The sequence below is a fragment of the Streptomyces telluris genome, assembly GCF_024519335.1.
GTDB lineage: Bacteria > Actinomycetota > Actinomycetes > Streptomycetales > Streptomycetaceae > Streptomyces > Streptomyces telluris.
The window spans coordinates 284,319-297,777 of the sequence record NZ_JANIID010000006.1 but is presented as its reverse complement, the minus strand read 5'-3'; the positions used below and the strand labels follow the sequence as shown (position 1 = coordinate 297,777).

General features: G+C 74.6%; 13 protein-coding genes. 8 read left to right on the top strand and 5 right to left on the bottom strand.

Translation table 11 applies throughout. The features are described 5' to 3' along the window. Positions 1–1,610, bottom strand: a 1,610-nt coding sequence (locus NQU55_RS37080) for a hypothetical protein (RefSeq protein ID WP_372504671.1), incomplete at its 3' end; no start/stop codon positions are given. A gap of 301 nt (positions 1,611–1,911) precedes the next feature. Here NQU55_RS37080 and NQU55_RS10025 point away from each other — a divergent pair. The 4 genes from NQU55_RS10025 to NQU55_RS10010 all read left to right on the top strand — a co-directional run bounded on the left by NQU55_RS10025 (position 1,912) and on the right by NQU55_RS10010 (position 5,846). After that, complete coding sequence (locus NQU55_RS10025) at positions 1,912–2,955, top strand: ABC transporter substrate-binding protein (protein ID WP_168094377.1); 1,044 nt, start codon at positions 1,912–1,914, stop codon at positions 2,953–2,955. 107 nt (positions 2,956–3,062) lie between these two features. After that, complete coding sequence (locus NQU55_RS10020; RefSeq protein WP_168094378.1) at positions 3,063–3,902, top strand: Nif3-like dinuclear metal center hexameric protein; 840 nt, start codon at positions 3,063–3,065, stop codon at positions 3,900–3,902. A 13-nt stretch (positions 3,903–3,915) separates the two neighbouring features. Next, entirely contained in the window at positions 3,916–4,659 is a 744-nt protein-coding gene (locus NQU55_RS36775; RefSeq protein ID WP_168094382.1) for a zinc ribbon domain-containing protein, read from the top strand. Positions 4,660–4,664: 5 nt separating this feature from the next. Further along, positions 4,665–5,846, top strand: a complete 1,182-nt coding sequence (locus NQU55_RS10010) for a bifunctional RNase H/acid phosphatase (RefSeq protein ID WP_168094379.1) — start codon at positions 4,665–4,667, stop codon at positions 5,844–5,846. 158 nt (positions 5,847–6,004) lie between these two features. Here the strand turns inward: NQU55_RS10010 and NQU55_RS10005 are convergent, their stop codons facing one another. Then, positions 6,005–6,445: a hypothetical protein gene (locus NQU55_RS10005; RefSeq protein ID WP_240976628.1), complete on the bottom strand. Its 441-nt coding sequence runs from the start codon at positions 6,443–6,445 to the stop codon at positions 6,005–6,007. Positions 6,446–6,551: 106 nt separating this feature from the next. Next, on the bottom strand, positions 6,552–7,103 hold the full coding sequence (locus tag NQU55_RS10000) for a superoxide dismutase family protein (protein WP_168094380.1): 552 nt from the start codon (positions 7,101–7,103) through the stop codon (positions 6,552–6,554). A 146-nt stretch (positions 7,104–7,249) separates the two neighbouring features. Here NQU55_RS10000 and NQU55_RS09995 point away from each other — a divergent pair, with 146 nt between their 5' ends. The 4 genes from NQU55_RS09995 (at position 7,250) to NQU55_RS09980 (ending at position 11,107) form a co-directional block, all read left to right on the top strand. Further along, positions 7,250–7,888, top strand: coding sequence for a class I SAM-dependent methyltransferase (locus NQU55_RS09995; protein WP_168094381.1), 639 nt, complete (start codon positions 7,250–7,252; stop codon positions 7,886–7,888). Between the two features lie 62 nt (positions 7,889–7,950). Then, the gene (locus NQU55_RS09990) at positions 7,951–8,904 is read left to right on the top strand and encodes an N-acetylmuramoyl-L-alanine amidase (protein WP_256790277.1); all 954 of its coding nucleotides are present in this window, start codon (positions 7,951–7,953) and stop codon (positions 8,902–8,904) included. A gap of 192 nt (positions 8,905–9,096) precedes the next feature. Then, positions 9,097–9,948 (top strand): hypothetical protein, encoded by an 852-nt coding sequence (locus NQU55_RS09985; protein WP_256790276.1) that lies wholly within the window; start codon positions 9,097–9,099, stop codon positions 9,946–9,948. Positions 9,949–10,099: 151 nt separating this feature from the next. After that, positions 10,100–11,107 (top strand): LLM class F420-dependent oxidoreductase, encoded by a 1,008-nt coding sequence (locus NQU55_RS09980; RefSeq protein WP_168094671.1) that lies wholly within the window; start codon positions 10,100–10,102, stop codon positions 11,105–11,107. Positions 11,108–11,138: 31 nt separating this feature from the next. Here the strand turns inward: NQU55_RS09980 and NQU55_RS09975 are convergent, their stop codons facing one another. Further along, positions 11,139–12,554 carry a M1 family metallopeptidase gene (locus tag NQU55_RS09975; RefSeq protein WP_168094672.1) on the bottom strand — a complete coding sequence of 472 codons (1,416 nt, stop codon included), beginning with the start codon at positions 12,552–12,554 and terminating at the stop codon, positions 11,139–11,141. A gap of 70 nt (positions 12,555–12,624) precedes the next feature. Next, entirely contained in the window at positions 12,625–13,437 is an 813-nt protein-coding gene (locus tag NQU55_RS09970) for a maleylpyruvate isomerase family mycothiol-dependent enzyme (protein ID WP_168094673.1), read from the bottom strand. Positions 13,438–13,459 lie beyond the last annotated feature (22 nt).

Sequence of the window (13,459 nt, the reverse complement as noted above, 5' to 3'; positions counted from 1 at the left end):
CGCACCTCCTGCAGCAACGGCTGCGACGCAGGCGGCACAGCGGAGGCCGCCGACTCCGCGGGGCGGGGCACCTCCTGCAGCAACGGCACGTGCACCTGCGGACCGCCCGCGAAACCGGCCTCCGGCACCGGCCGGACCGGTTGCGGCCCGGCGGGTCGTACTTCCTGCAGCAGCGGCTGCTGGTGCGCCGGGGCGGAGCCCGGCTGCTCCGCCGGGCGGGGCACCTCCTGCAGCAACGGCACGTGCACCTGCGGCCCCGCCGCGAACCCTGCCTCCGCCGCCGAGCGGACCGGCTCCGGCCCGGGGGCCGGGGCTTCCCGCAGCAACCCCTGCGGCGCAGGCCGCACGGCGGAAGCCGCCGGCTCCGCCGGGCGGGAGGCTTCCCGCAGCGGCTGCGCGGCGGGCGGCGCCGGGCTCGGTGCTTCCCGCAGCGGCGGCTGTTGCGGCCGCTGCAGCCCCGTGGGTGCCTGCTCCGGCGTCGGGCGCTGGGGGCCGGGCGGGGGCATGTGCGGCGGCAGGGGCTGCTGCGCCTGTTCCAGGGGTGGCCTCGGTGCCTGACCCGGCGCGGTGCGCGGCCCGCCGGGGGCCGCGTCCCGCGCCGCACCGCGCCCGCCGGTATCCCGTGTCTCGCCCCGCTCCCCCTCCGGCAGCCGCAGCCGCGCCAGGCCGCAGCGGACGTACGGCGTGACGAACGGCAGCCGCAGTTCGCCGCCGCTGGTCCACAGGCCGGCGCCGACCAGCCACCCGGCGGGCGCCGGGAACTGCTGGAGCTGTTTCCCGGCGGGGCGCCACACGCCGACCCAGCTGCCGGTGGCGCCCTCGACCCGGAAGGCCACCGCGCACCCTTCGGGGGTGAGCTCCTGCCCGGGCTGGGCGGCGAAGGGGGTGAGCGCGGCGCCCGCGGGCCGCAGGCACTCGGGGAAGCGCACGGGGCGGGCGGAGCCGAGCACGCCCCACCCGAGCCGGTCCTGGCCGGGCGCGTCGGACCGTACGAGCAGCAGGCCGCTGTACGGGTCGGCGAGCAGCAGCCGGTCGTCGCTCTCCTCGGTGATCTGCAGCAGGGGGCTGGTCTCGCCGCCGCGCTCCAGGTCCACGACGACGGTCTTGGTGCGGCCGTCCAGCTCGCGGTCGAGGGCCAGCAGCCGGCCCGTGCGGTCGAGCCAGGCGCCGCCGGCGCAGCGGCCCGGCACCTCGACGACCCGCTCGGGCCCGAAGGAGCCGCCGTGCAGCCGCCACAGCGCGGTGGTCCGCTCCTCGTGCACGAGCCCGTAGACGGCGGCGCCGCCCGGCGCGGGGGGCAGCAGGGTCAGCCGGGCGCACTCGACGGCGCCGACGGCCAGCTCCCCGGTGCCGGGGCCGGTGGGATAGAGCAGCGAGAGGGTGTGCCGCTCGGCGACGCGGCGACGGATGAGGACCCGCCCGTCGGCGAGCGGCTGCACTTCGCTGTCGGGCTCCTCGGGCTGGCTGCCGGGCAGCGGCACGGCGTAGGGCTCGGGGCCGTCGAGCGTCCAGCGCTCGGGGAACCAGCCGCCCGTGCCGCCGTCGAGGGCCAGCCGGGCGGCGTACGAGCCGTTCGCCGTGACCGTGAACGCCGCGCGTCTCATGTCCATCGAGCCATTCCGCGGGGTGCTCTGTGGAGTGCTCTGGGGGGCACAGACCGTCATGAGAAACGTCACCTCCGGCACTGAACGTAGTTATCGCACTTCCAGCCGAACAATGAGAGTCGGCCCGCTTCACGCGTAAGGGTGGCTCTTGTCCGATTCGCCTGAAGGCCGCGCGGAGGCTGTGCTTCACGCGTTCACACCGTCACGTAAGGTAAGGCGTGCCTAAGTAGTCGCGGGGGGTGGCTGAAAAGGCCCCCTTGACCACCCGCCGGCCCCGACGGCCGGCCGGACCGACATGGAGTACGTGATGTCCCTTCGTCGCCGCGGCACCGCCGCAGTCGCCCTGTCCATAGCCGCCGCGCTCTCCCTGGCGGCGTGCGGGTCGTCGAAGGACGGCGGCGACAAGGACGCCGCCGGCAAGGACGGCGGCAGCGGCTCGAAGGCCGTGGCCCAGGGCGGCAAGGACTTCGGCAAGGCCGCCGAGGAGACCGCGAAGATGGGCACGGACGCCGCGCCCGGCCAGTTCCCCCGCACCATCACGCACGCGCTGGGCAAGACCGAGCTCAAGGAGCGCCCGAAGCGCGTCGTCGTCCTCGACGTCGGCGAGCTCGACAACGTGGTCTCGCTCGGCCTCCAGCCGGTCGGCTGGGCCCCCAGCGAGGGCAGCCAGGAGCTTCCGGAGTACCTGAAGAAGGACGCCGGCGACCCGAAGAACGTCGGCACGATCAACAACCTCAACCTCGAGGCCATCAACGAGCTCAAGCCGGACCTGATCCTCGGCAGCAAGCTGCGCGCGGAGAAGAACTACAAGGACCTCGCCAAGATCGCCCCGACCGTGTTCTCCCTCCGCCCGGGCTTCACGTGGAAGGAGAACTACCTCCTCAACGCGGCCGCGCTCGACAAGACCGCCGAGGCGAAGAAGAACCTCGACGCGTACACGGCCAAGGCGAAGAAGCTGGGCGAGGACCTCGGCGAGAACAAGCCCACCATCTCGATGGTCCGCTACCTGCCGCAGTTCACCCGCCTGTACGCCGGGCAGTCCTTCATCGGCACGATCCTCAAGGACGCCGGCCTGCCGCGCCCGAAGAACCAGCAGGCCGACAAGCTCGCCGTGGAGATCTCCCCGGAGCAGATCGACCAGGCCGACGGCGACTGGATCTTCACCGGCGTCTACGGCGCACCGGACAAGACCAAGCGCGAGGCCGCCGAGGGCAACCCGCTGTGGAAGAGCCTGAAGGCGGTCAAGGAGGACCGGGCCAAGGACGTCAAGGACGAGACCTGGTACCTGGGCCTGGGCGTCACGGCCGCCAACAGCGTCCTCGACGACCTCCGCGGCTTCCTCGTGAAGTAGCCGGGCGACGCGGCGGGCGCCCCGGCGGGGCGCCCGCCCGGAACCCCGGCATGGCCATGCACTGAGCGATGGCCGCGCGGGCACGGCGGACAGGTAGCCTTTCCTCCGTGCCCGCACTGTCTGAAGTCATCGCCGCCCTCGACGCCCTCTGGCCCCCCGAGCGGGCCGAGCAGTGGGATGCCGTCGGCACGGTCTGCGGCGACCCCGGCGCCCCGGTCACCCGGGTCCTGTTCGCGGTCGACCCCGTCCAGGAGGTCGTCGAGGAGGCCGTGCAGCTCGGCGCCGGCCTGCTGGTCACGCACCACCCGCTCTACCTGCGCGGCACGACCACCGTCGCGGCCTCGACCTTCAAGGGCCGGGCCGTGCACACGCTGATCAAGAACGACATCGCGCTGCACGTCGCGCACACCAACGCCGACCGCGCCGACCCGGGCGTCTCCGACGCCCTCGCCGGCGCGCTCGACCTGCGCGTCACCGGCCCGCTCGTGCCCGACCCGGACGACCCCGCGGGCCGCCGCGGCCTCGGCCGCGTCTGCGAGCTCGACCCGCCCATGGACCTGGCCGCGTTCGCCGAGCACGCCGCCAAGCGGCTGCCCGCCACGGCCCAGGGCGTCCGGGTCGCCGGCGACCCCGCGCGCACCATCCGCACCGTCGCGGTCTGCGGCGGCTCCGGCGACTCCCTCTTCGACGCGGTGCGGGCCGCCGGCGTGGACGCCTACGTCACCGCCGACCTGCGCCACCACCCCGCGTCCGAGGCCCAGCAGCACAGCCCGCTGGCGCTGGTCGACGCGGCGCACTGGGCCACCGAGTGGCCCTGGGCCGAGCAGGCGGCCGCCCAGCTGGACGAGATCTCCGACCGGCACGGCTGGGGCCTGCGCACCCACGTCTCGAAGATCGTCACCGACCCCTGGACCGCCCACGCGGCGTCCTCCACTCACAACCACTAACAGGAGCCCCCAACTGAACGCCGCGCCCGCCGACCAGATCCGCCTCCTCGACCTCCAGGCGCTGGACACCCGCCTCGGCCAGCTCGCCCACAAGCGCCGGAGCCTGCCCGAGCACGCCGAGATCGCCGCCCTCGAGGCCGACCTCACCCAGCACCGCGACCTCCTCGTCGCCGCGCAGACCGAGGAGAGCGACACCGCCCGCGAGCAGACCAAGGCCGAGCAGGACGTCGACCAGGTCCGCCAGCGCGCCGCCCGTGACCAGCAGCGCCTGGACACCGGCGTCGGCATGTCCGCCAAGGACCTGGAGAACCTGCAGCGCGAGGTGGCCTCGCTCGCCAAGCGCCAGGGCGACCTGGAGGACGTCGTCCTCGAGGTCATGGAGCGCCGCGAGTCCGCGCAGGAGCGGGTCACCGAGCTGACCGCCCGCGTCGAGTCCGTCCAGGCCAAGGTCAACGACGCCGCCGCGCGCCGCGACGCCGCCGTCGCCGAGATCGACGCCGAGGCCGCCTCGGTCACCAAGGAGCGCGAGATCGTCTCCGGGTCCGTCCCGGCCGACCTGCTCAAGCTCTACGACCGGCTGCGGGAGAAGCAGGGCGGCATCGGCGCGGCGCGCCTGAACCAGCGCCGCTGCGAGGGCTGCCGCCTGGAGCTGGACATCACCGAGCTCAACGAGGTCCGCGCCGCCGCGCCGGACCAGGTCGTCCGCTGCGAGAACTGCAGCCGCATCCTGGTCCGCACCTCCGAGTCCGGCCTGTAAGCCCCGTGGCCCCTCGCTTCATCGTCGAGGCGGACGGCGGTTCCCGGGGCAACCCGGGCCCCGCCGGCTACGGCGCCGTCGTGCTGGACGCGGCGACCGGCGAAGCGCTCGCCGAGGCCGCCGAGTACATCGGCACGGCCACGAACAACGTCGCCGAGTACCGGGGGCTCATCGCCGGCCTGGAGGCCGCGAAGGCCCTCGACCCCGGTGCCGGGGTGCTGGTCCGGATGGACTCCAAGCTCGTCGTGGAGCAGATGTCGGGCCGCTGGAAGATCAAGCACCCGGACATGCGGCCGCTCGCCGCCCGGGCGCGCGCGCTCTTCCCCGCGGGGCAGGTCGCGTACGAGTGGATCCCGCGCGAGCAGAACAAGCACGCGGACCGGCTCGCCAACGAGGCCATGGACGCGGGCAAGGCGGGCCGCCAGTGGGACGCGGGCGCCTCCGCGGCGGCGTTCGCGGAGCGTACGGCCGCGCGCACGGCCCCGCGTGCGGCGGAGCCCGTGGCGGAGCCGCTGGAGGAGCCCAAGGCCGCTCCCGTCGGCTGGGCCGCCCCCGCCGACCTCGGGGCGCCGACCACCTTCGTGCTGCTGCGGCACGGCGAGACGGCCCTCACTCCGCAGAAGCGATTCTCCGGCAGTGGCGGCAGCGACCCGGAACTCTCGCCCGCAGGCCTCCGCCAGGCCGAGCACACGGCCGCGGCGCTCGCCGCGCGCGGCACGATCCAGGCCATCGTCTCCTCCCCCATGCGGCGCTGCCGCGAGACCGCGGCCGCCGCGGCCGCGCGCCTGGGCCTGGAGGTGCGCGTCGAGGAGGGGCTGCGCGAGGCCGACTTCGGGGCCTGGGAGGGCCTGACGTTCGCGGAGGTCCGCGAGCGCCACCCCGCCGACCTCGACGCCTGGCTCGCCTCCTCCAAGGCCGCCCCGACCGGCGGCGGCGAGAGCTTCGCGGCGGTCGCCCGCCGCACGGCGGTCACGCGCGACAAGCTCCTCGCCCGGTACGCGGGCCGCACGGTGCTGCTGGTCACCCACGTGACCCCGGTCAAGACCCTCGTCCGGCTGGCCCTCGGCGCCCCGCCGGAGTCCCTGTTCCGCATGGAACTGTCGGCGGCGTCACTGTCGGCGGTGGCGTACTACGCGGACGGCAACGCCTCACTGCGCCTGCTGAACGACACGGGCCACCTGCGGTAGGCCTGCGGCGGCGCCGCACATGCTCAGGCCGGGCCCGGCAGTGCCGCCGGTACTGCGCCCTGTAAGGGGCGCGGGGCAGTGTTCATCTGCGGCTCCGCCGCGTGGGCGCGACCAGCCACGGACGGCCCGCAGCCGGCGACGACACCTCAGCGAGGCACTCAGTCGCCGGCCCGCAGGGCCATCGCCGCATCCAGCGCGGCAACAGCCGCGAGCCGTTGCCGCTCCCGCTCCTCGATGTCCTGCGCGCTCTCACCCGTCGCCGCGACCCGCGGACACCGCGGGCACTGCCACCGGTCGGGGGCGCCGAGCGGCGGCGGGGTCATGGCCACCTTGCAGTGGGGGCAGTTCACGGTCACTCCTTCGACATGGCCGCACGACGCGCAGACCCACACGGGGCCCTCCGCGTCCTGCTGCCTCCACGCGGTCCTCAGGCACTGCGCGCATCCGGTCGTGACGATCCCGGCCCGGCTCATGACAGGCGGCTCCGGGGTGGTGTCCGCGTACTCGATGATCCGTGCCCTGACCCGGTCGTCCGTGGTGTTGGCCATCCGGAGCAGGTGTGCGACGCGTGAGCGTGCTTCGTCAACGAAATCGTTCATGGCGGCAGCAGGCTATGGCGCCGGGGCCCGTGCCCGGGGCCCGCAGCGCGCACGATCACCCTTGCGAGTGCCTCGCCCTATTGTTCGACGCCCACTTGGTCGATGCTCACTCGAAGGGCACGTTGACGCACGCCAGCCGCGCGCCCGCCATGCCCGCCCGGCCCGGGCCCGTCTCGGTGGCGTGTTCGTGGATGACGACGGAGCGGGCCTCGCCCGCGCGGAAGCGCCAGGCGACCGACGCGGAGGACGTGCCGTCGCCCCGCCGGTCGGTGGTGAGGTCGAGCCAGACCTCGTTGCGCGGGTTGGCGTACCGGGGGTCGACCGAGGGCTGCTTCGGGTCCTTGGTGTTCTGGTAGTGCGGGCCGGAGTGGTCGGGCCGGGTGCCGCACGGCTTCGTGTGGACGTGGGCGCCGAACGTACGGCCCGGCTGGACGCCGCGCAGGCGCAGTTGGACGGCCGTGCCGCGGTCGCCGGTCCGCTCGGCGACGGAGACGCGGGCGCCCGGCGGGACCGCCGCGTTGTCGAACGTCACGGCGCGCAGCACGTCGGCCGTGGGTTCCGCGAAGACGGCGCTCACGCGCGCGCCTTGGCAGTGGGCCCCGCCCATGGGGGACACGACGGCCATCGAAGCGGCCAGCAGCGATACGGCGAAGGACATCTTCCGCCCCTTCCGGGAGCTTCAGCGGTGGCTTCCCCCTGCGTCCCGCGGACGCGCTTCCCCACGGTATCGACCCCTCGCGCACCGCGCACGGCGGCCCGTGAGGACAATGAGCCGACCACCGCGTACCCCAGGAGGACGACACCATGCCCCCCAAGCCCGAGATCCTCGCCGCCTTCGAGGCGGCCAAGGGGTTCATGCCGCTCGACGAGGGGCTCGCGCTCCACGCCGCCGCCGAGGAGGCCGCGCGGCTCGCGCTGCCGCTGCTCGAAGTCGGCACGTACTGCGGCCGGTCGACGATCCTGCTGGCCGCGGCCGCGCGCGAGGCGGGGGTCACGGCCGTGACGGTGGACCACCACCGGGGCAGCGAGGAGCAGCAGCCGGGCTGGGAGTACCACGACGCGTCGCTCGTCGACGAGGCCGTGGGGCGGATGGACACGCTGCCGTCGTTCCGGCGCACGCTGCATCAGGCGGGGCTGGAGGAGCACGTGGTGGCGATCGTGGGGCGGTCGCCGCTGGCGGCCTCGCTCTGGGCGGCGCCGCTGGGGCTGGTGTTCATCGACGGCGGGCACACCGACGAGCACGCCACGGCGGACTACGAGGGCTGGGTGCCGCACCTCGCCCCGGGCGGCCTGCTGGTCGTCCACGACGTCTTCCCCGACCCGGCGGACGGCGGGCAGGCGCCGTACCGTGTGTACCGCAGGGCACTGGAATCCGGGGAGTTCACCGAAGTGTCGGTGACGCGTTCGCTGCGGGTGCTGCGGCGCGTACCGGTTGCGGCGTAGGCCCCCTGCGCGGCGGGGCGGCGGCGTAGCATCGCCGGGTGTCCAAAGGCAGCTTTCCCCGTGTGACCCGCCGTCCGGGCGGCATCCGTAGGCCCGTCGTCGTCGCGGTGGCGGCCCTGGTGCCGGCCGGCTTCGCGGGCTGGCTGCTGTGGGACGCGAGCGCGGACGGCGGGGAGAAGGCCCCGGTGGCCGCCGCGTCGTCGGCCTCGCCCGGCCGCTCCCCCGCCTCGCAGGCCCCGTCCCGGCAGCCTTCGCCGTCCGCCGGGTCGCCGTCGGCGTCCGGGTCGTCCGCGCCGCCCAGCGCGTCGCCCGCCGCGGCCGACGAGGGCCCGCTGCCGGACGGCCCGCTCAAGGGCAAGGTGGTCCTGGTCGACCCCGGTCACAACATCCGCAACAGCGAGCACACCGCCGAGATCAACCGCTCCGTCGACATCGGCACCGGCCGCAAGGAGTGCGACACCACGGGGACGTCCACGGACGCGGGTTATGCGGAGGCAGCGTTCAGCCTCGACGTCGCCCACCGGATCCGGACGCTCCTGCGGGCGCAGGGCGCCAAGGTGGTGTTCACGCACGACGGCGAGCGCCCGTACGGGCCGTGTGTGGACGAGCGGGCCGCGATCGGCAACCGCGCGCACGCCGACGCCGCCGTCTCGGTGCACGCCGACGGCTCGGCCGTCGGCAACCGCGGCTTCCATGTGATCCTGCCCGCTTCCGTCAAGGGCGGGCGCGCGGACACCTCGTCCATCGCGGGGCCGTCGAAGGACCTCGGGGTGCGCATCGCGGGCCACTTCGTGCGGAGGACGGGCAGCGCCGCGTCCAACTACATCGGCGGCGGTACCGGCCTGGACACCCGCGGCGACCTCGGCGGGCTCAACCTCTCCACCGTCCCCAAGGTGTTCGTCGAGTGCGGCAACATGCGCGACCCCAAGGACGCGGCCCTGCTCACGGACGGTGCATGGCGGCAGAAGGCGGCGCAAGGGATCGCCGACGGCATCACGGACTTCCTGGACGGGTAGGGCTCCCCGGGCGGTAACGGGCCGTAGCGGCGCCCGCGGGCCCCCGCGCTTGTCACGAGGCAGATACGAAGAAGACGCCCCGACCGTGCAGGCGATAGGTTCACCCGTACGATGGGGGGCCACCCCCGCGCCCCCGCATCCTCGCGTGCCGGCGAAAGCGACGTTAATGATCACACTGACAAAGGACTTTAGGTGAACATCCGCTCCCTCACTCGAGGCGACGGCGTGGTGATCGGAGCAGCGGTGTTGCTGTTCATCGCCTCGTTCCTGAGCTTCTACTCGTACGACTGCGCGGGATCGATCTGCCCGACGGAGCCCAACGGCTGGAAGGCCGGCCTCTTCCCCGTTCTGCCGTCGATCTTCCTCGCCGGGATCATCGCGGCCGCGCTCATCGTCGCCGCGCGCTTCCAGCCCGAGGGGCGCAAGCTCATGGGCCTGGAGCTCGTCCAGTGGGGCACCGCGTTCGCCGTGTTCGCCGCGTGGTCCTCGCTGTGGACGATCATCGGTGGCGCCCAGGGCGTGTCCCCGGGCGTCGGCCAGATCCTGGGCCTCCTCGCCAACGCGGCCCTGGCCGCCGCGGCGCTGCTCACCCCGCGCACCCCGGCCCTGAAGGCCCCGCTGGTGAGCGGCCCGGGCCCGCAGGCCCCCTCCCCGTACGGCGCCGGCCCGAACCCGGGCTACGGCTACCCGGGCCCGGGCGGTGCCCAGCCCGGTGCCGCCGGTCCGTACGGCGCCCAGCCGCAGCAGCCCTACGGCGCGCAGCCGGGTCAGCCGGACGCGAGCCTGGGCGGTGCCGCCGCCGCGCCGCAGCCGGCCGCCGGTCAGGCCGCGGCCGCCCCGGCCGGGGACTTCGCCCCGTTCTGGTTCGCGGTGCCGGTGCCCCGTCCGCTGTACGGCGAGGACGGTTCGCCGTCGCAGATCGCCGAGCTCGCGCCCGGTACCTGGTACCTCGCGGTGGAGCAGCGCGGCCAGGCGCTCGTCGCCCAGACGCAGGACGGCCGCCGCGGCGTCCTGCAGGACACGACGGGCATCCAGCGCGGCTGATCCGTGCGTCAGCAGTCGACGGCCCGCCGGGGTTTCCCGGCGGGCCGTCGCCTTTTGCCCCGGCCTTCTTGCCGGGGGCCCGGCGCGGGCCTACAGTCACAAGCCCCAGACCTGACAGCCCGTCAGATCTCTCGGCCCGCCGGGAGGGCAGGTGCGGCTCGGCCTCGCGCTCGGCTACTGGGGACGCGGCCCCGACCCGCGCCACCTCGGCCTCGCCCGGGAGGCGGAGCGCCTCGGCTACCACTCCGTGTGGACGGCCGAGTCCTGGGGGTCCGACGCCTTCACCCCGCTCACCTGGATCGCCGCGCACACCAGCCGCATCCGGCTCGGCACCGCGGTCGCGCAGATGGCCGCCCGCAGCCCGGCCGCCACGGCGATGCACGCCCTCACCCTCGACCACCTCTCCGGCGGCCGGCTGCTGCTCGGCCTGGGGCTGTCCGGCCCGCAGGTCGTGGAGGGCTGGTACGGGCGGCCGTTCCCGGACAGCCCGCTCACCGCGACGCGCGAGTACGTGGACGTGGTCCGCCAAGTGCTGCACCGCCGGGCCCCGGTGACGCTGGACGGCCGCCACCACGCGCTCCCCTACCGCGGCCCCGGCGCGAGCGGCCTGGGCAGGCCGCTGCGCCCCATCACCCATCCCCTGCGCCCGGACCTGCCCGTCCTGCTCGGCGCCGAGGGGCCCCGCAACGTCGCCCAGACCGCGCGCATCGCCGACGGCTGGCTGCCGCTGTACTGGTCCCCGCTGCGGACGGACCTGCACGCGGCCGCCCTCGCCGCCGCGCCCGAAGGCTTCCTGGTGGCGCCGCTGGTCCGGGCGCAGGTCTGCGCCGACGTCGCCGAGGGGCTGCTCCCCGTGAAGGCGATGCTGGGCTTCTACATCGGCGGCATGGGGCACGCGCGCCGCAACTTCCACGCCGACCTCATGGCCCGCATGGGATACGAGGAGGCCGCGCGGCGGGTGCGGGAGCTGTTCCTGGCGGGCCGGCGGGAGGAGGCCGTCGCGGCCGTGCCGGACGCCTTCGCCGACGAGATCTCCCTCGTCGGGCCGCGCGGCCGCATCGCGGAGCGGCTGGAGCTGTGGCGGGCAGGGCCGGTGACGGACCTGCTGGTGACCGCACCGGATGCGGAGACCCTGCGGGTGCTGGCCGAGCTGGTGTGACCGGGGCGGCGGGGCACCGCGCGCCCGGCGGTCACGGCCGCTCCGGCCGCCCCTGCCCGTGGAGCCACGGGCCGAACACGCCGCCGAGGTTCTTGCCGGTGCGCTCCTGCCAGAACCGCTCGAACCCGGCGGTGTCGGCGTTGCCGTGCCGGTGCTCGCTCACCCAGGCCCGGACGGTCGCGAAGAAGGCCTTGTCGCCGACGGCCTGCCGCAGCTTGTGCAGCACCATCGCGCCGCGGCCGTAGACGGGCGAGTCGGAGACGGTGGCGGGGGCGGGGTCGGCGGGCGGGAAGGCCCAGATGCCCTCGCTGAGCGGGTCCTTCCCGGCGTAGTAGTCGTCGAAGATCTGCTGGGTGGAGCGCCCGCCGTGCTTCTCCTCCCACAGCCACTCCGCGTACGTGGCGAAGCTCTCGTTGAGCCACATGTCGCGCCAGGTGCGGGGGCTGACGGAGTTGCCGAACCACTGGTGGGCGACTTCGTGCACGACGGTCACGTCGTCCGGGGCGGAGTTGAAGTAGGGCTTGGTCTGGGTCTCCAGGGCGTAGTCGATGTAGGTGTTGTGGTCGACGACGGCGCCGGCGGAGGAGAAGGGGTACGGCCCGAAGAGCTCGCTCGCCCAGGCGATGGCCTCGGGCAGGAGCTTCTCCAGGCGGGGCGTGGCCGCGGCCTCCTTGGGGTGGGTGGCGATGTAGAGCGGCAGGTCGCCGGCGCGGGTGGTGGTGACCTTGAAGGGGGAGACGGCCACGCTGGCCAGGTAGCTCGCCATCGGCTCGGCGTTGTGCCAGGTGAAGGTGGTCAGGTCGCCCTTGGTCCGCTGACGCTGCAGCTCGCCGTTGGCCACGGCGGTGTAGCCCTTGGGGACGGTCACCGTGAAGTCGTAGGAGGCCTTGTCGGAGGGGTGGTGGTTGCCGGGGAACCAGGCCATCGAGCCGGTGGGCTGGCCGAGGCCGGCCGCTCCGTCGTCGGTCTCGACCCAGCCCTCGGCGACGTCGCCGTCCTCGTCCTTGATCTCCTTCGGCGTGCCGTCGTAGACGACGACCGTCTCGAACTCGTGGCCCTTGCCGATGGACGCCCGCGGCGTCACCGTCAGCTCGCTGCCCTTCCTGGCGGTGCGCGCGGGCTGCCCGTCGACGCGGGCGCTGCGGACCTTCAGCCCGTCGAGGTCGAGGTTGAACGCGCCGAGGTCCTGCGTGGCCCGCGCGGTGATGACGGCCGTGGCCTGCAGGTGGTTGTCCTCGGGGTCGTAGTCGAGGGTCAGGCCGTAGTGCCGGACGTCGTAACCGCCGTTGCCCAGGCGGGGGAAGAGCGGGTCCCCCGCGCCGGGGGCGCCGGCCCCGCGGGACGCGGCGTCACCGGAGCCGCCGCAGGCCGCGACGAGCACGAGGGCGGCGGGCAGCACGGCCCGCCGCAGCCGCCGGGGCACGAAGGATCTGGGCACAACGGTCATACGGTCATGCTCTCATCCGACTGCCGGACGGCCCCTCAGGACATGCCCCGCGGGGAGCCGGAGGGGGGCCTCAGAAGACGGCCCGGTCCAGCCAGAAGCCGAGCAGCTCGCGGTCGCCCAGGACCTCGACGCGGTCACTGTCGGCGGGAAGGCGCCGGAAGAGGACGCTCAGCAGGTCGGTCACGGGGCCGCGCACGGCCACGGCGGCCTTCTCGTGGGCCCGGCGCCAGGAGACGCCCTCGCCCGTGAGGTCGATGAACCACTCCGCGTCGAGCTCCGCCGGGGTGTCGGTGGCGTGCAGGTGGAGGGTGCGGCCGGGGCCGGGCAGCTCCCTCAGGCGCGGCTTGAAGGCGACGGCCGCCGGGAAGGTGAGGATGTCCAGCCACTCGTCGATGCAGTCGGCCGCCACCTCGGGCTCAGCAGTGAAGGGGACGCCCAGGGCGCCCAGGGCGTCGGCGCGGTGCATGAGGGTCTCGTGCGTCATCCGGCGGGCCCAGAAGACGGCCCGGTGGTCCTCGGAGAAGGTCCACACCGGGCTGTCGGGACCGGCCTCGCGCAGGACGGCCACCAGCGCCTCGGCGCCTTCGCCGAGCCATGCGGCGAGAGCGGGCAGATCCTCCGCGGAGGGCTGGCCCGGGGCGGGCGCGGGGCCTCCCTGGGCGGCGGTGGACGGCGGCACGAACTCCTTGACCCGGTCGCGCACGAGCCCGGTGGCCATGCGGTGGGCCTGGCCCACGTGCAGCAGGAGCTGACCGAGCGTCCACTCCGGGCAGGTGGGCACGGTGACCGACGCGTCGGCGCCCTCGCCCAGGGCGCCGCGCAGCAGCTCGGTCTGGTGCAGGATCTCGGAACAGTAGCGGTCGTGGCTGAGCATCGTCGTCATGAGCTCACTGTAGGCGCGCCCA

Bases quoted from the DNA above. Each gene is read 5' to 3' on its own strand.
- NQU55_RS10025 (WP_168094377.1), top strand. From the start codon at position 1,912: ATGTCCCTTCGTCGCCGCGGCACCGCCGCAGTCGCCCTGTCCATAGCC.
- NQU55_RS10005 (WP_240976628.1), bottom strand. From the start codon at position 6,445: ATGAACGATTTCGTTGACGAAGCACGCTCACGCGTCGCACACCTGCTC.
- NQU55_RS10000 (WP_168094380.1), bottom strand. From the start codon at position 7,103: ATGTCCTTCGCCGTATCGCTGCTGGCCGCTTCGATGGCCGTCGTGTCC.
- NQU55_RS09995 (WP_168094381.1), top strand. From the start codon at position 7,250: ATGCCCCCCAAGCCCGAGATCCTCGCCGCCTTCGAGGCGGCCAAGGGG.
- NQU55_RS09975 (WP_168094672.1), bottom strand. From the start codon at position 12,554: ATGACCGTTGTGCCCAGATCCTTCGTGCCCCGGCGGCTGCGGCGGGCC.
- NQU55_RS09970 (WP_168094673.1), bottom strand. From the start codon at position 13,437: ATGACGACGATGCTCAGCCACGACCGCTACTGTTCCGAGATCCTGCAC.